The following is a 16,964-nucleotide window of genomic DNA, read 5'->3' on the forward strand; positions in this document are numbered from 1 at the left end:
AGGCAGCATGGCCTACGTTGCCGGAGTCCGGGTAGGTCTGGACAAATGGCTTCCCGTTTTGGTGTGGGTTACAGGACTGGCCTTTTTGGGAGTTTTCATTGTATTTATCCGCAAAAAAGAACTCCCTGGGGAAGTCTGGATAGGGGTGTGCATGGGCTGTATGTTCTGCGCAGGAGCGTGGCGAAGTGGTATGGAAGAGACCGCAGCAGCCCGGATGACATCTGCCCTGTCCAAGAGAGATACATTTACAGGCAGAATCGTCCCAGGGACAGTCAAAAAAAGCCGACAGGGAAGCATGACTTTTTTAATGGAAGAAAAACGGGGCCGTATCCGGGTCTTTGTCCGAAAGGCTGGTTCCTTCCAACCAGAGTATGGGGTTGTCCAGGCAACAGGTCCTCTCCAACCGATTGATGGATTCTATAATCCGGGAGTTCAGATGCCGGAAGTAGGGGCAGCCATACGGGGAGAAGGGGGCAGACTCCAGGTGAACGGAAGGGACTGCCGGATCCTGTCCCAGGATCTGACATGGACGGACCGGATCTACAAATTGGGCAAAGCCTTGAGGCAGCAGCTGCGCCATTCCATGGCTCCGGAAGACAGTGCCCTGCTGGAAGGAATGATGCTGGGAGGCAGCCAGCAGATTTCGTCTGAGACACTCCGGATGTTCCAACGCTGTGGGCTGAGCCATCTGCTGTCCGTATCCGGCAGTCACGTGGCATTGCTGATGGGGATTCTTGCAGGAGGCGCCCGTTTGTTCCATATTCCCCGGAAGGCCGCCATTCCCTTGATTATGGTGCTGCTATTGGGCTATGGAGTACTTTGCGGGCTGCGGGCATCGGTGTGTCGGGCGGTGCTTCTGGGAATGGGAGTCCTCTTGGGCAGAGCAGGCCGCCGTCGGGCCAGAGGCACGGCCTTCCTGGGACTGGCTGCCATCCTGCTTCTTACCTGGAAGCCCTGGTGGTGCCGGGATCCAGGATTCCAGCTGTCTTTTACGGCAGCCCTTGGCTTAATGACTCTTCGCAGGTCTGTTGCTGAAAAATTGGGTGTTTTTCTGCCCCGCCCCTTGGCACAGGGACTGGCTGTACCCATCAGTGCTCAATTGCTGAGTCTGCCATTTCTGGTGGAACATTTCCATTCGTTGTCTCCGGTTTCTCTGTGGGCCAATTTACTTCTGGTCCCCTTGCTGTCTCTGTGTCTTACAGGAAGTGCTGTTGGCGCGGTCTTGGGATGTATGGGACTGATTGTTCCCGCAAGGCCTATCCTGGCCGGCGTTTCTCAGTTGCTGGGAACGGCTCTTTGGATGGGGAACAGCCTGGCCAGACTGCCGGGTACCCAGCTGGTTACGGGTCAAGTATCCTGGTGGCTGTGGCCACTGTATATTTTGCTGGTTCTGTCTGTATTGGAAATAGGGTGGTTCCAGCCATTCCGGTCCCGTCTGAGAACAGGAACCATAGCCGCTGCTTCTTTGGGACTGGTGACTGTACTGGCTCTGCCCAGGTTCCAATCCCAGCCATTTACGGTATATTTTCTGGATGTAGGGCAGGGGGACTGTGCTGTGGCTGTTACGCCGGAACGGGAAATCATCGTGGTGGATACAGGGGGATTGCCTGGACAGTATGATACGGGAGAACGGATCCTGGTTCCTTTTCTCCGGTGGTTGGGAGCTGATAAAGTGGATCTTCTGATTCTTAGTCACGGGCATCTGGATCATGCCGGGGGAGCAGCAGGCCTTTCTCACTGGTTCCCCATCTCCGCATTGGCCCTCCCTGCCCCCGATCTGACAGGAACTGATGGATTTCCCACCAAAACAGTAGCAAAACTGATATCTTTGGAACAATTTAGACAAAACAGAAAAATTGTATACAAAATGCAAACAAACCAGAAAATATGCAAAAAAAAGAGTATAATACAAATTGTAGAAGCACCCACAGAATATAAGGAAGGAGGGGAGAATGAGAACTCTGGGATTGTCCGGCTGGTTTCCGGTCCTTACAGTGTCCTTTTTACCGGCGATGCTACCGGGGAAGAGGAGCTGAGGGCGGCGGCCCGGGCTGTCCGCAGTGATGTGCTGAAGGTCTCTCACCATGGTTCCCGGTCTTCTTCCTGTCCGGAGTTCCTGGCCGGGGTTTCGCCCCGGCTGGGGGTGATCTCGGCGGGCCGGGGGAACCGGTTCGGCCACCCGCACCGGGAGGTGCTGGAGCGGCTGGACGGGCTTGGCATCCCGGTGGCCCGGACGGACACGGGAGGCGCCATCAAGGTGGTTTTTGACGGCAGGGGTCCTGTATGGTATAGTTATCGCTGGCAACAAGATTTTTTCTAGGAGTGGATCGATGTGAATACAACGGCTGATGTATTTCTGGAAAGTCTGCGGAAAAATCCAGCGTGTCCCCATGTTGTCATCGCCTGGGGAGAGGAGGAGTTCTTTAAGAAAGCCGTGGGCCAGGCGTTCCGCCAGCGGGCTTTTGCCCCGGATGCGGAACCGGCGGTCTGGAATTTCCAAAAGGACTTTGAACTGGAAGCACTGCGGGAAGCCATTAACAGCGTCCCTTTTTTCGGGGGCGGCAACTGGGTGGTCATTGAGGACCCCCGGATGCTGGGCGAAAAGGAAAAGAAGGAACGGAAGCCGGCAGGGAAGGGCAGGAAGAAAACGGCCACGCCTTTGGAGCAGTTCACGGAACTGCTGAAGGATGTGCCGGAGTATTCTTACGTCTATTGCCTGTGCACCAAGCTGGACAAAAGGCAGTCTTTTTACAAGACCATGAGCCGGGAGGCGGCGGTGGTGGAATGTGCCCCTGTCCGTGCCTACCAGCTCCAGCCCTGGCTGCGGAGCCAGGCGGAGGCCTATGGAGCCCGGTTCGCTCCGGATGCCATGAATCTGATCCAGGAATACGTATCGGCGGCGGAAACGGTGCCCCTGCTGTTTTTGCAGCAGGAAATCGCCAAGATCGCCCTGTACGCAGGGGACCGGAAGATCTGGCAGAAGGAGGATGTGGCCCGGATGTTCTCGCAATTGCCGGAAATCTCCGGCTTTGCTCTGGGGAATGCGGTGGAAGAAAGGAAGCTGGATAAGGTGCTGACTCTCTTGAAAGAGGAACGGACCACCAGCGGCAGCGAAGGGATCACGGGGATCGTATCCCGGCTCTTTGCTTCTTTGCGGCGGCTTCTCCAGGTGAAGGAACTGATGGCAAAAGGTGCTCGACAGGACGCGATTGCATCCACTCTGAAGATACACCCTTATGCGGTGAAGCTGGCCATGCAGCACAGCAATTATTTTACGAATGAATCCTTACAGACTTGCATGGTCGGACTGGCACAGCTGATGGGGGAGTCCCGGCAGGGGGGACGCAGCTGGTCGCGGCTTGAGGAAGTGTTGGTTACCCTTGTAGGAAAAAACAGAACTTAAAGGAGGAACGTAATAAATGTTTGCCTTGAATTCTTACCAAACTTTGGCTGTAGGTATCTTACTTTATTATTTGGGTAAATTTCTCAAACAGAAAATCAAATTTCTCCAAACCTATTGTATCCCCAACCCGGTTATCGGCGGTGTGCTGTTCGCTCTGATCAACCTGGCTCTGTTCGAAGCGGGCACCGGTGCCATCAAACTGGATACGGTGCAGCAGAGCTTCTTCATGAACATGTTCTTCACCAGCGTAGGGTTCAGCGCCAGCTATGCCCTGCTGAAAAAAGGCGGCCGTGATGTACTGATCCTGACCATCATCTGCGCCGTACTGATCACCTTCCAGGATATCATCGGGGTATCCCTGGCCAAGGCTACCGGCCTGCATCCCCTGCTGGGCCTGTGCGCCGGCTCCATTCCTCTGGTAGGCGGCCATGGTACTTCCGGGGCTTTCGGTCCCATGCTGGAAGGGATTGGCGTTGACCGTGCCACCACCGTGGCCATCGCCATGGCTACTTTCGGTCTGATCTCCGGGTCCCTGATGGGCGGCCCTGTGGCTCACCGTCTGCTGGAAAAATTCCATCTGCACAGCACCAAGGAAGACCAGGAAGGGGCCAATGAAAAGGCCCAGAGCATGGAAGAAAATGCCACCCTGGCCATGACTCCGGAAAACTTCATGCTGGCTACCGGCGAAATCCTGGTTGCCATGGGTATCGGGACCATCGTCAGCAAGTTCTTCACCAGCGTTGGCCTGACGTTCCCTGGATACATCGGATCCATGATCGTGGCTGCCATCATCCGGAACATCTCCGATAACTGCAAGGGGCTGCCTGTTCCCATGCAGGAAATCGGCACCGTCGGGGATGTGGGTCTGAACATTTTCCTGTCCCTGGCCATGATGAGCCTGCGGATTTGGGAACTGTTCGACATCGCCGGCCCTCTGGCCATCATCGCTGCTGTACAGGTTGTGTTCATGGCTCTCTACACCACCTTCGTGGTATTCAACGCCATGGGCAAGGACTACGATGCGGCTGTTGAAGTTTCCGCCGTGTGCGGCTTTGGTATGGGCGCAACCCCCAACGCCATGGCCAACATGAGCGCCATCACCGCCAACTATGGTCCGGCTCCCCGGGCATTCTTCGCGGTACCGCTGGTAGGGGCCATGTTCGTGGACTTCTGCAACTCCGGTATCCTGATGGTGTTCATCAATATGTTTAAATAAGATACGGAAAAAAAGGGACTGTTGCATGTGCAACAGTCCCTTTTTTAGTCGGAAGTCGGAAGCTTCAGGATAGGACCTGGCCGGATGAGCCAGGTCCTTTTGATTGTATAAAACCGGAGGCCAGGGAAGGGCGTGCCTGCGGCGCGCCCCTACGGCGTCAGGGTCGGAGGGTGGGATGGACAACGAGGTCTTCCGTCAGATCGGCGAACGTGGGCCGGCCATACGGGCGGCCCGCCTGCATCGGTCCTTCGGGGATCTGGTCCTGTCGACCGGATAGAATCCCCTGACCCCAACGCTGTAGGGGCTTGCCGAAGGCGAGCCCATCCCGGCCGCCCAGAGGGCCATAGGTTCAAAGCCGGATGCCGGGCATCCGGCCACCACCGGCCCCTGACAGGGACTTCTCCTGTCAGCCGGGTCTTTCCGTCCACAGATTCCACAGGGGCATCAGATACAGGTAGCAGGCCAGGGGAATGGAGGCGGCGGGAGCTCCGGCGGATTCCAGCACCACCGCGCAGGCAATGGACCAGGGCACCAGGGGGGCCAGGAGGACGGCGGTGTCTTCCAGGGTCAGGGCGGCCTTTTCCGGGGTCCAGGGCAGTTTCCGGCACAGCTGGTGGGTCAGGAGGATGGTGAAGGACTGGTTGCAGGCAATCAGGGAGGTGAACAGGGCGGTGAGGGTGGCGGCGGTCTGGCAGCCCCATTTCCGGGCCCAGCCCAGGCAGCGTTCCTGGAGCCCGTCCAGGAGGCCGGTGCCTTTGAAGATCCCGGCATAGGAGGAGGAAAGGCACACAATGGCCCCCACCCGGACCATGGACAGGATGCCGCCTCCATCGGTCAGGGAGGCCAGGGAGGGATCGGGAGCATGGTAGCCCCAGACCAGCACCTGGAGCAGGGCGGCCGGAGACATGTGCTGGACCAGCAGGCTGAGCAGGGAAGCCAGCAGGATACTTACGGCCAGGTTGGTCTTGACCGGCACCTGCAGCAGGCTCAGCACCAGGATGCTCAGGGCAGGGAGCAGCAGCAGGGGGGTGAAGGTGTACAGGCTGGCCAGGGCGGCGGCAGGGGCCGCAGTCTGTCCCTGGTGCCGGGACAGGAACCCCAGGGACAGGTAGAACAGGCTGGAGAGGACAAAGGGAACCAGGGTGGAACGGGCCATGTTCCGCAGGTTCCGGTACAGGTCGGTGCCGGTAAGGACGGCCACCAGCAGGGCACTGGTGGAAACGGGACTCATCCGGTCCCCGAAATACACCCCGGACAGGATGGCTCCCCCGGTAAACAGGGGCGGGATCCCCAGGCTGATGCCGATTTTCATGGTGATCACCCCCATGGTGGCGGCGGTGCCGAAGCTGGTGCCCAGCAAAAAGGAAATGCTGCAGTTGAGCCAGAAGGCCAGGAGCAGGAAAAGCGCCGGATGGATCAGCTGGCCGGCGGCGGTGACCAGGTAGGCAATGGTGCCGGCGGACCGCCACACCCCGGTGAGGAGGCCGATGAGCAGGAACACCAGGAAAATGGTCCGGACCCCCAGGACCCCCTCCCAGGCCATGGTGAGCACCTGAGGGAGGCTGTGGCCCTGATGGAGGCCGTAGCCGGCAAACAGCAGGAAGCCCAGGACCAGGGCACCCAGCAGGGGACCCTGGAACAGGACGAATGCCAGAAGGATGAGACAGAACAGCAGCAGTACGCGGTTTTCCATAAGAAGGGCTCCTTTCGCAACCTTGGATACCTGCAGTGTACCAGTTTTCATCATCGTATACAAACTGTTAATAAAAGTATATAATACAGGTAAAAGACGATAATACGAAAGGAGAGAGTTCCATGAATTTCAACACCATCCGGTATTTCCTGATGACGGCCCAGGAGGCCAGTTTTTCCCGGGCGGCGGACCGGCTGTACATTACCCAGCAGACTCTCAGCGGCCAGATCGCGGCGCTGGAAAAGGAGCTGGGGTGCCGGCTGTTTGTCCGGAAGGTGCCCCTGCAGCTGACCTACGGAGGGGAGGTGTTCCTGGAGTATGCCCGGCGGTTCCAGGGGGAATACCGGTCCCTGGGCCAGGCTTTCCAGGACATCAATCACCGGGACCGGGGCCGGCTGAAAGTGGGAATCGCCTATACCCGAGGTCATATCCTGCTGCCCAGGGTGCTGGGGGAATTCCAGGCCCGGTATCCTCTGATGGAAGTGGAGATCCGGGAGGACAGCAACGCGGAACTGCTCCGGCAGCTGGAGGAAGGGGGGACGGACCTGGTGGTGGCCTATTTCCCTGAAGCTATCCCCGGGATCCGGACCCGGGTGATCCAGCAGGAGGAAATCCGGCTGCTGGCAGACCGGAAGCTGCTGGAGCGGCAGTATGGGGCAGGGACGGACCAGGTGATCCGGAAGCTGCAGGAAACCCGGGATGCCCGGGTGCTCCAGGCCTGTCCTTTCCTCCGGACTGACGAGGCGGACCTGGCAGGGTATCTGGTGGCCCGGTACCTGAAGGGCCTGAAGTTCCAGCCCCGGCAGAAGGTGAAGTCCCACAACCTGGAGCTGCTGCTGGAAATGTGCGTGGCCGGGGCAGGGGTGTGTTTTTCTCCGGATTACCTGGTGGAAGGGTTCCTGAAGCCGGACCAGCGGAAGGATCTGGTGGAGGTGCCCCTGGGGAAGGAAATGAGTTATCCCATCTGTTTCGGATGGAAAGAAGAGGGCCGCACCTGGAGCATGGTGGAAAAGTTCATGGAATGTGCGGAAAAAGTCCGGGAGCCAGTCTCCAGGCTCTAGTCTCTAGCCGATGGAAGGAACCCGCAAGGCGGGTTCCTGGGAATATAGGAAAATAGCAGGCCAGGGAAGGGCGTGCCTGGTGCGCGCCCCTACGGCGTCAGGGTCGGAGCGGGGAAAACAACGGGTTTCATCGAAGGGTCGCCTGGCTGGGATCGGGGTGGATCTCAACGGTCAGGGAAACGGATCCTTTGACAACCCCGTTCCCAGGATCGCCGCAGTGATCCCCTGACCCCAACGCTGTAGGGGCTTGCCGAAGGCGAGCCCATCCCGGCCGCCCAGAGGGCCATAGGTTCAAAGCCGGATGCCCGGCATCCGGCCACCATCGGCCGCTGACCGCTGACAGGGCTGCTGCAGCGCAGCAGCCCCTACTTCCTCAGCCTCCGCTCCTCTTCCAGATCCAGGTTGGGCTGGGTGAAGCCTCTGCCGAACACGTTGTTGGCGTCCTGGATGGTTACGAAGGCCATAGGGTCCACTTCTTTGATGATGGTTTCCAGGTGGGCCAGCTGGGTGAGCTTCACCACCACCAGGATCACCTGGAGGGGCCGGCGGGTGTAGCCCCCTTCTCCGTGGAGGATGGTGACCCCCCGGTTCACTTCGTCCATGATCCGCCGGCTGATCTCTTCCGCGTGGGTGGACACGATGATCACCTGTTTCTTGTAGTCGAAGCCCACCATGAACAGGTTGGTGGCCTTGAAGGTGATGAAGAACAGCACCAGGCTGTAGAGCACCGGGGTGAGCCCCAGGAACACCACGGCGGCCAGCATGACGCAGCAGTCGAAGAGAAAGTTGGTGGTGCTTACGGAAATGTTGTAGTATTTTTTGGTAAGGAAGCCCAGGATGTCCACCCCGCCGGTGGAGGCTTCGGACCGGTACACCAGGGCCCCGCCCAGGCCGCCCAGGGCGCCCCCGGCCATGCAGCACAGGAGCTTGTCCGGGATGTTCACGTAGGCCTGGACAAAGGCGGTGCCGTCCAGGGCCAGGGAGAACAATACGGTGCCGATGACGCTGTCGATGAAGAACTGGCGGCTCATGAATTTCCAGGCTATGTAGAACAGGGGGATGTTGAAGATCAGGCTGGTGATCCCCGGGGGCCAGCCGGTCAGGTAGTACAGGATGATGGATACCCCGGAGATGCCGCCGGACAGGAAATGGTGCTGGACGAAGAAGGCGTTGATGGAAAGGGCCATCAGCAGGCATCCCAGGGCAGTGATGCAGTAGCGGATGATGTTTTTTTTCAATGGCAGGACCTCCTTTGGGGGCTGGCAGGGCAGCCCCGGTGTATGGGGAAAAGCGGCAGGGCCGCTTTGCAGTTGGAAGGAACCCGCAAGGCGGGTTCCTGGAAATATAGGAAAACCGGCGGCCGGGAAGGGCGTGCCTGCGGCGCGCCCCTACGGCGTCAGGGTCGGAGGGTGGGGGACAACGGGGTTCATCGAAGGGTTGCCTGGCTGGGATCCCCGGATCGCCGTGATGATCCTCTGACCCCAACGTTGTAGGGGCTCCCCGCAGGGGAGCCCTTCCCGGCCGCCCAGAGGGCCAATCCATTCAAAGCCGGATGCCGGGGGCATCCGGCCACCACCGGCCGCTGACCGCTGACAGAGGCGCCCCCCAGGCCGCCTTCCCCATTGTACCATTTTCCCCACATTTCCGACAGCCGGTGACTGAAAATTATAATTAAAGAACGTTCGTGAAAAATTTTTGAAAAAATGTTCATAAAAACCCCTGTCAACTCTTGCGGCAAATGGGTTTTCACGGTACAATAAATGAATACAGAATACACAATCATTTTTTGCGGGGGGACTTCCCCTGATGGACAAAGGAGCAAACCATGGAGCGGAAGGCATACGGTAAAATCAATCTGGGGCTCAGCGTGCTGGGCCGCCGTCCTGACGGCTATCATCAGGTGGACATGATCATGCAGTCCATTTCCCTGGCGGACACTGTTTCCTTTGCCCCGGGGGAGGGACTGTCTCTTGTCTGCGACAACCCGGACCTGCCCTGTGACGGCAGCAACCTGATGGTGAAGGCGGCCCGGGCGTTCGGCGCAAAAACCGGTCTGGCCGTCAACTGGCACCTGGCCTGCACCAAAAGGATCTTCCTGGCGGCAGGGCTGGCCGGGGGCAGTACGGACGCAGCGGCGGTGCTCCGGGGGCTCAATGACCTTTGCGGGCAGCCTCTGGACCGGCAGGCCCTGGAGGAACTGGCGGCCAGCATCGGCAGCGACGTTCCTTTCTGTCTGTACGGAGGCACCCAGAGGGCCCGGGGACGGGGGGAAAAAATGACCGTCCTGCCCCCGGTGCCCCGGCTGGATCTGGTCCTGGCCAAACCCCGGAACCTGGGGGTATCCACCGCCTGGGTCTACGGGGAAATGGACCGGACCCCCGGCCGGGTGCCCCTGGATATCCGGGGACTGGAAAATGCCATCCGCCAGGGGAACCGGCAGGGGATCCTGGATAGGATGGGCAACGACCTGGAACGGGTGACGGTGAACCGGTATCCGGTGCTCCAGGAGCTGAAACAGGAACTGACGGCCCTGGGGGCGGAAAAGGCCCTGATGAGCGGCAGCGGCCCTACGGTGTTCGGGATCTTCCCGGACCGGCAGGCGGCGGCCCGGGCGGCAGAATACCTGGCAGGGAGACAGCAGGATATACAACTTGAAGTGGCACATACGGTTGAGGAGGCATAGTTTATTATGGTGCGGCAATTGAAACAGATTCCTTTGGACAATTACAGACCCCTGCGGGATGTGGTGGTGGACAACATCCGCCAGGCCATCATCAGCGGACAGTTCCCGGCAGGGATGCGGCTGATGGAACTTCAGCTGGCGGAAGAGATGGGGGTCAGCCGGACCCCGGTACGGGAAGCCATCCGGAAAATGGAACTGGAGGGCCTGGTGGTGATGATCCCCCGGCGGGGCGCCTATGTGGCGGACATTTCCATCAAGGACATCAACGAAGTGTACGAGATCCGTACGGCCCTGGACGTTCTGGCAGCGGGACTGGCGGCGGAACGGATCGGGGATGACGAGATCAAGGAGATGAAGACCCTGCTGGATGCGGACAAGCCTCTGGTGGCGGCCAAAGATTATCCCCGGATCATCGAAAACGATACGGCGTTCCATGATGTGATCTACAAGGCCAGCCGGAACCGCCGGTGCATGAACATCATCAGCAACCTGCGGGAACAGATCACCGCCATCCGGGGCCGGTCCATGCCTTACCCCGGCCGTCTGGACGATATGATCAAGGAACACCAGGCCATTTATGACGCCATTGCCCAGCGCAGTGTGGACAAGGCCCAGAAGGCGGTGCGGACCCATATGGAAAACGCGGAACGGACCCTGCTGAAGGTCATCGAAGCCAAGGAAAAGGAACACGCTGACCAGAAGGCAGGGAACAAGAAGGAGGGGAATGCATAATGGCACGGATCAAACGACTGGAACGTATTGTGGCACTGACCAAAGAACTGAACGATCATCCTTTTCAGCTGTTTCCTTTCAGCTATTTCTGTGAAAAATTCGCCGTGGCCAAAAGCACCCTCAGCGAAGATGTCCAGACTGTCCGGAACGGGCTGTCCACCTACGATCTGGGAATCATCGAAACCGTGGCGGGAGCCAGAGGGGGGGTCCGGTTCATTCCCTATCATTCTCCTGAAGCGGACAACGAATTCCTCTGGACCCTGGCCAAACGGCTCAACGACCCTGCCCGGCTGCTTCCAGGGGGAATGATCTACATGAACGACCTGCTGTTCGATCCCCAGATTTCCTTCCGGCTGGGGGAAATCATCATGCAGCGGACCCTGGAACTCCAGCCGGACTACATTATGACTGTGGAAGCCAAGGGGATCTCCCTGGCCCTGGCCACTGCCCGTGCCTTCAACATCCCTATGGTGATGGCCCGGAAGGAAGCCCGGATCACTGAAGGCCCGGCGGTTTCCATCAGCTATGTGAGCGGCTCCAGCAAGAAGATCCAGACCATGAGCCTGCCCCGGAAGGCCCTGGCCCCCAAGAGCCGGGTACTGGTGGTGGACGACTTCATGCGGGCGGGGGGCACCGCCCGGGGCATGCAGGAACTGGCGGAAGAAGTGGGGGCCGAAGTGGTGGGCACCTACCTGTTCATTGCCAGCCGGGAGCCGGAAAAGAAGATCGTCAGCGAATATGCGTCCCTGATGACCCTGAAAGGGGTGGATGACGAGACGAAAGCCATCGACATCGTCCCGGAAATGCTGTAACAGATCCATCATATTTTGCCGTACCCAATACCCAAAAAAGGAGAGATTCCCATGACAGACACAACCATCACCCTGGAAACCATCCGGGCTGCCCAGGAGCGGCTGGAAAAGCTGGTCCACAAAACCCCGCTGGAACACAACCATACCTTCAGCACCATCAGTGAGCGGGACGTGTTCCTGAAGCTGGAAAACCTCCAGCGCACCGGGTCCTTCAAGGTCCGGGGGGCATCCAACTGCATCATGACCCTCAGCGAGGAACAGAAGGCCAAGGGGATCATCGCTGCTTCTGCCGGGAACCATGCCCAGGGGGTGGCCCTGGGGAGCCGGATGGCCCACTGCAAATCCACGGTGGTGATGCCGGAAGGGGCGCCTCTGGCCAAGGCGGAAGCCACCAAAGGCTACGGGGCGGACGTGGTGCTTTACGGGAAGACCTTCGACGAATCCCTGGCCAAGGCCCAGGAGATCCAGAAGGAAACCGGCGCCTATTTTGTCCATCCCTATGACGACCCGGCGGTGATCGCCGGCCAGGGGACCATCGGCCTGGAGATCCTGGAACAGAATCCCTACATCGAAAGCATCGTGGTGCCGGTAGGGGGCGGGGGCCTTCTGGCCGGGATCGCCGCGGCAGTGAAGCAGGTGAACCCCAAGGTGAAGGTGTATGGGGTCCAGACGGAACAGGCTCCGGCCATGTACCTGTGCAAAAAGGAAAACAAATGGGTGACCCACGGGGTGGGCAAGACCATCGCCGACGGGATCGCCGTAGGGATCCCCGGGAAGCTCACCTGGGACCTGATCAACAAATATGTGGACGACATGCTGCTGGTGAACGAAGAGGACATCTGTGCCGCCATGCTGCTGATGCTGGAGAGGGGCAAGATGGTGGTGGAAGGAGCCGGGGCAGCGCCTCTGGCAGCCCTGCTGCACCACATCGTCCCGGGCAGCGACCGGGCGGCAGCGGTGATCAGCGGCGGGAACATCGACGTGAACACCATTTCCCAGATCATCGAACGGGGGCTGGTGCGCACCGGCCGGCGGGTCCGGATGGTCACCTGGATGGTGGACCGGCCGGGGGAACTGCTGAAGTTCGTCAGCTATCTGGAAGAAATGAAAATCAACATCCTCTACATCAACCACGACCGGGCAGACCGGTCCGTGCCCCTGGGGGTGACCCGGGTGGAACTGGATGTGGAGACCCGGAACGCGCAGCATTCCAAAGAAGTGGCGGATACCCTGCGCAAGGCGGGCTACAAAATTGAACTGCGGTAATTTTTAGGAGGCAAGGAAGAATGGCAGATTTGGCGGCAATTATCCTGGCGGCAGGGAAGGGGACCCGGATGAAATCCAAGCTCCCCAAGGTCCTGCATAAACTGAGCGGCAAGCCCATGCTGGAACATGTGCTGGACGCAGCGGACGAAGCAGGGGCGGACGACAAGATCGTGATCGTGGGCTTCGGTTCCGAACAGGTGACGGAATTTTTGGGGACCCGGGCCCGGGTGGCAGTCCAGGAAGAACAGCTGGGCACCGGCCATGCGGTGCTCCAGGCCCGGGACCTGCTGGGAGATGCAAAAGGGACGGCGCTGATCCTCTGCGGGGATACGCCACTCCTGGAAGGGGAAGAACTGAAGAAGTTCTATGAAACCCACCTGAAAAACGGCGCCGGGGTCAGCGTGCTTACGGCGGAAGCTCCGGATCCTTTCGGCTACGGACGGATCCTCCGGGACGATGCCGGCCAGGTTACCGGCATCGTGGAAGAAAAGGACGCCACCCCGGAACAGCGGAAGATCCGGGAAATCAACACCGGGATCTACTGTGTGGAACTGCCCCTGCTGTTCGACCTTCTGGTGAACCTGAAGAACGACAATGCCCAGGGGGAATACTACCTGACGGACATCCTGGCGGAATGCCTGAAACGGGGCCGTTCGGTGGCCGGGATCAAAACCGGGGATTTCGACATGGTCATGGGGATCAACTCCCGGCGGCAGCTGGCGGTGGCCCAGAAGGTGATGAATGAACGGATCCTGGGGAAACTGATGGACAGCGGGGTCACGGTGATGGATCCTGCCAGCACCTTTGTGGAAAAATCCGTGAAGGTGGGCCGGGATACGGTGCTCTATCCCTTCACCTGGCTGGAAGGGGAAACGGAGATCGGGGAAGACTGCGAAGTGGGACCCCAGGTCCGGTTCACCAATGTGAAAGTGGGGAATGACACCCATATCCAGTTCGCCTACGCCCATGACTGCCAGGTGGGCAACGGGGTCCACATGGGACCCTACGACCATCTGCGGCCCAACACGGTGATCGGGGACAAGGTGAAGATGGGGAACTTCGTGGAAGTGAAGAACTCCAATGTGGGAGTGGGCACCAAGCTGCCCCATCTCCAGTATATCGGGGACAGCGACATCGGCAGCGGGGTGAACATGGGCTGCGGCACCATTACCGTGAACTACGACGGGAAGGTGAAGCACCGGACGGTGATCGAGGACGACGCCTTCGTAGGCTGCAACAGCAACCTGGTGGCCCCGGTGACCATCGGCAAAGGCAGCTACATCGCCGCCGGCTCCACCATTACCAAGGATGTGCCGGAAAACGCCCTGGGGGTAGCCCGGGGGAAACAGGTGAACATCCCCGGCTGGGCGGAAAAGTACCGGAACAGGAAATAAAAAAGGGGCCTTGGGCCCCTTTTTTGGCCGCGGCCAAAAATGAGAGGCTGTTGCCTCTCATTTTTTTCCCTTGCCACAAACCTCAATGAGTTGTATACTTTTTAATAGAATTACATTATAAAGCAGTGGGGGTATTGATTGTATGTTGGGTGATAAAACAGGCGAAGACATGGCGATTTTCTCCGGGAACGCCAACCCTGATCTGGCACGTGAAATCGCTGCCTATCTGGGAACTACGGTTGGGGACGCGGTGATCAACCGGTTCAACAACGGAGAAGTCCAGGTCATGATCAATGAAAGTGTCCGGGGCAAGGATGTATTTGTGATCCAGCCCACCTGCGGACCGGCTGTCAACGACAACGTGATGGAACTGCTGATCATGTGCGACGCCTTCAAGAGAGCCAGCGCACGGCACATTACCGCAGTGGTTCCCTTCTACGGCTATGCCCGTCAGGACAGAAAGGCCCGGGGCCGGGAACCCATCACTGCCAAACTGATGGCGGACCTGATGACCGTTTCCGGGATCACCCGTCTGGTGACGGTGGATCTCCATGCAGCCCAGATCCAGGGCTTCTTTGACATTCCTGTGGACCATATGCCCGGGGGCCCGATCCTGGCAGACTATGTGAAGGAAAAAGGCTTTGCACCGGAAGACATGGTGGTGATTTCTCCGGACCTGGGCGGGGTAAGCCGTGCCCGGAACATTGCCAACCGTCTGGAATGCGGCCTGGCCATCATCGACAAGAGACGGCCGGAACCTGGTGTGGCGGAAGTCATGAACCTGATCGGCAATGTGGAAGGCAAGATCTGCATCATGGTGGATGACATTGTGGATACCGCCGGCTCCCTGTGCGAAGGGGCCAAGGCTCTGAAGAAATTCGGCGCCAAGGACATCTACGCCTGCGTAACCCATCCCATCCTGACGGATCCGGCACTGAGCCGTATTGCCCAGTCCGAAATCAAGGAACTGATCGTGACCAACACGATTCCTCTGCCGCCCAACAAAAAGCATCCGAAGATTACCCAGCTTTCTGTGGCTCCGATCCTGGCAGAGACCATCCTGCGGATTTACAACCAGCTGTCCATCAGCCAGCTGTTTGAAATTTAAAGGGTAAAAGGGTGCTGCGGTGCAGCACCCTTTTTGCGTTTATAGGAGAATCTTATGAAACTAGTTGTTGCCCTGGGGAACATCGGGCGGGAATATGCCGGGACCCGGCACAATATCGGGTTCATGACCGCGGACATCCTGGCCAGCAGGTGGGGGGACACGGACGCCTGGCGGAAGGCGGACAATGCCGTTTACCTGGAAAAACGGATGCCGGAAAAATGCTGGGTGATCAAACCCACCACCTACATGAACAACAGCGGGGCGGCAGTGGTGGATTTTGCCAACTTTTACCACATCCCCCCGGAAGACGTGCTGGTGATCCAGGACGACATGGACCTGCCGGTGGGGACCCTGCGGATCCGCCGGAAAGGGTCTTCCGGAGGCCACAACGGCCTGAAATCCATTGAACGGGCCCTGGGGAGCCAGGCCTATCCCCGGATCAAGGTGGGCATCGGCCACCCGGTCCACCAGGAACAGGCGGTGATCAGCCACGTGCTCCATCCCTTCCAGGGAGAGGACAAGGAAAAGATCCAGGAAGCCCTGGAACAGGCCGCCGATGCGGTGGAAGCCTGGATGCAGGGGGCCGACGTGGGAGAACTGATGCAGCGGTTCAACAAAAAAGCACCCAAAAAGGCCGCCCATGAAGAAACAAAGGAGAATGCCCAATGATGAAAGTCCGTAAAGCCGTGATCCCGGCTGCCGGGTTCGGTACCCGGTTCCTGCCGGAAACCAAAGCCATGCCCAAGGAAATGCTGCCCATTGTGGACAAACCCACCATCCAGTATATTGTGGAAGAAATCCTCCACAGCGGCATCGAACAGATCCTGATCATCTCCGGCCACGCCAAACGGGCCATCGAGGACCATTTCGACAGCTCTCCGGAACTGGAAGAGCACCTGTACGAAAGCGGAAAGATGGAACTGTTGAAGCAGGTCCGGGCCATTTCCAGCATCAAGATCCACTATGTGCGGCAGAAATACCAGCGGGGCCTGGGGGACGCCATCCTCTGCGCCAAGGATTTCATCGACGGGGAACCCTTCGGTGTGATCCTGGGGGATGATGTGGTGTACAACGGCAGCGGTGAACCGGCCCTGAAGCAGCTCATGGACCAGTATGACAAGACCGGGGGCACGGTGATCGGCTGCCAGGTGGTAAAGCCGGAACAGGTGTCCGCCTACGGGATCATCGACGGGGAGGAAACCGACGACCACAACCTGCTGAAGGTGAAGGACATGGTGGAAAAACCCAGCGTGGAAGAGGCTCCCAGCCGGTTTGCCGCCCTGGGACGGTACGTGATCACCCCGGATGTGTTCGATGTACTGGAACAGACCCGGCCCGGGAAGGGCGGGGAAATCCAGCTCACCGACGCCCTCCGGGTGATGGCTCACAACGAAAGCGTCTATGCCTACAATTTCGAAGGGAAACGGTACGACACCGGTGACAAGCTGGGCTACCTGAAAGCCACCGTGGAATTCGCCCTGCGGAGACAGGACCTGGGCCCGGCGTTCAAGGCCTATCTGAAGGAACTGGCGGAGAAAATGGAATAGGGCTGTCATAGGAAAACCGCAGGCCACGGAAGGGCGTGCCTTTGGCGCG

14 protein-coding genes are annotated in these 16,964 nt (G+C 59.0%); 12 read left to right on the plus strand and 2 right to left on the minus strand.

Annotated elements, in window-relative coordinates:
* Positions 1-436: 436 nt before the first annotated feature.
* The 3 genes from ACZOF8_RS03575 to gltS are packed head-to-tail and all read left to right on the plus strand — an operon-like array spanning position 437 to position 4,619.
* On the plus strand, positions 437-2,320 hold the full coding sequence (locus ACZOF8_RS03575) for a DNA internalization-related competence protein ComEC/Rec2 (protein WP_487426559.1): 1,884 nt from the start codon (positions 437-439) through the stop codon (positions 2,318-2,320).
* Between the two features lie 12 nt (positions 2,321-2,332).
* A complete protein-coding gene (holA, locus tag ACZOF8_RS03580) occupies positions 2,333-3,403 on the plus strand; it encodes a DNA polymerase III subunit delta (protein ID WP_022487229.1) in 1,071 nt (356 codons plus the stop codon).
* 16 nt (positions 3,404-3,419) lie between these two features.
* A complete protein-coding gene (gene gltS, locus ACZOF8_RS03585) occupies positions 3,420-4,619 on the plus strand; it encodes a sodium/glutamate symporter (protein WP_154487368.1) in 1,200 nt (399 codons plus the stop codon).
* A gap of 406 nt (positions 4,620-5,025) precedes the next feature.
* On the opposite strand, the gene ACZOF8_RS03590 is transcribed toward gltS, so the two are convergent.
* A complete protein-coding gene (locus tag ACZOF8_RS03590) occupies positions 5,026-6,312 on the minus strand; it encodes a Na+/H+ antiporter NhaC family protein (RefSeq protein WP_195839587.1) in 1,287 nt (428 codons plus the stop codon).
* 122 nt (positions 6,313-6,434) lie between these two features.
* Between ACZOF8_RS03590 and ACZOF8_RS03595 the strand changes: the two genes are divergently transcribed.
* Positions 6,435-7,373 (plus strand): LysR family transcriptional regulator, encoded by a 939-nt coding sequence (locus ACZOF8_RS03595; protein WP_022487232.1) that lies wholly within the window; start codon positions 6,435-6,437, stop codon positions 7,371-7,373.
* A 365-nt stretch (positions 7,374-7,738) separates the two neighbouring features.
* On the opposite strand, the gene ACZOF8_RS03600 is transcribed toward ACZOF8_RS03595, so the two are convergent.
* Entirely contained in the window at positions 7,739-8,611 is an 873-nt protein-coding gene (locus tag ACZOF8_RS03600; RefSeq protein WP_154487364.1) for a YitT family protein, read from the minus strand.
* Between the two features lie 587 nt (positions 8,612-9,198).
* Between ACZOF8_RS03600 and ispE the strand changes: the two genes are divergently transcribed.
* From ispE to galU, 8 genes are all read left to right on the plus strand, one after another.
* Entirely contained in the window at positions 9,199-10,056 is an 858-nt protein-coding gene (gene ispE, locus ACZOF8_RS03605) for a 4-(cytidine 5'-diphospho)-2-C-methyl-D-erythritol kinase (RefSeq protein ID WP_154487362.1), read from the plus strand.
* 6 nt (positions 10,057-10,062) lie between these two features.
* Complete coding sequence (locus ACZOF8_RS03610) at positions 10,063-10,788, plus strand: GntR family transcriptional regulator (protein WP_022486602.1); 726 nt, start codon at positions 10,063-10,065, stop codon at positions 10,786-10,788.
* On the plus strand, positions 10,788-11,600 hold the full coding sequence (gene purR / locus ACZOF8_RS03615) for a pur operon repressor (protein WP_487426560.1): 813 nt from the start codon (positions 10,788-10,790) through the stop codon (positions 11,598-11,600). The genes ACZOF8_RS03610 and purR overlap by 1 nt, the downstream gene beginning before the upstream one ends.
* Before the next feature lie 51 nt (positions 11,601-11,651).
* Positions 11,652-12,866, plus strand: coding sequence for a threonine ammonia-lyase (gene ilvA, locus ACZOF8_RS03620; RefSeq protein ID WP_154487360.1), 1,215 nt, complete (start codon positions 11,652-11,654; stop codon positions 12,864-12,866).
* Between the two features lie 20 nt (positions 12,867-12,886).
* Positions 12,887-14,260, plus strand: coding sequence for a bifunctional UDP-N-acetylglucosamine diphosphorylase/glucosamine-1-phosphate N-acetyltransferase GlmU (gene glmU, locus ACZOF8_RS03625; RefSeq protein WP_154487358.1), 1,374 nt, complete (start codon positions 12,887-12,889; stop codon positions 14,258-14,260).
* 142 nt (positions 14,261-14,402) lie between these two features.
* Positions 14,403-15,368, plus strand: coding sequence for a ribose-phosphate diphosphokinase (locus ACZOF8_RS03630; RefSeq protein ID WP_022486598.1), 966 nt, complete (start codon positions 14,403-14,405; stop codon positions 15,366-15,368).
* Positions 15,369-15,422: 54 nt separating this feature from the next.
* Positions 15,423-16,037 carry an aminoacyl-tRNA hydrolase gene (pth, locus tag ACZOF8_RS03635; protein ID WP_154487356.1) on the plus strand — a complete coding sequence of 205 codons (615 nt, stop codon included), beginning with the start codon at positions 15,423-15,425 and terminating at the stop codon, positions 16,035-16,037.
* Positions 16,034-16,915 (plus strand): UTP--glucose-1-phosphate uridylyltransferase GalU, encoded by an 882-nt coding sequence (galU, locus tag ACZOF8_RS03640; RefSeq protein WP_154487354.1) that lies wholly within the window; start codon positions 16,034-16,036, stop codon positions 16,913-16,915. Before pth ends, galU begins: the two co-directional genes overlap by 4 nt.
* Positions 16,916-16,964 lie beyond the last annotated feature (49 nt).

The sequence above is a fragment of the Acidaminococcus sp. genome (genome assembly GCF_057597765.1).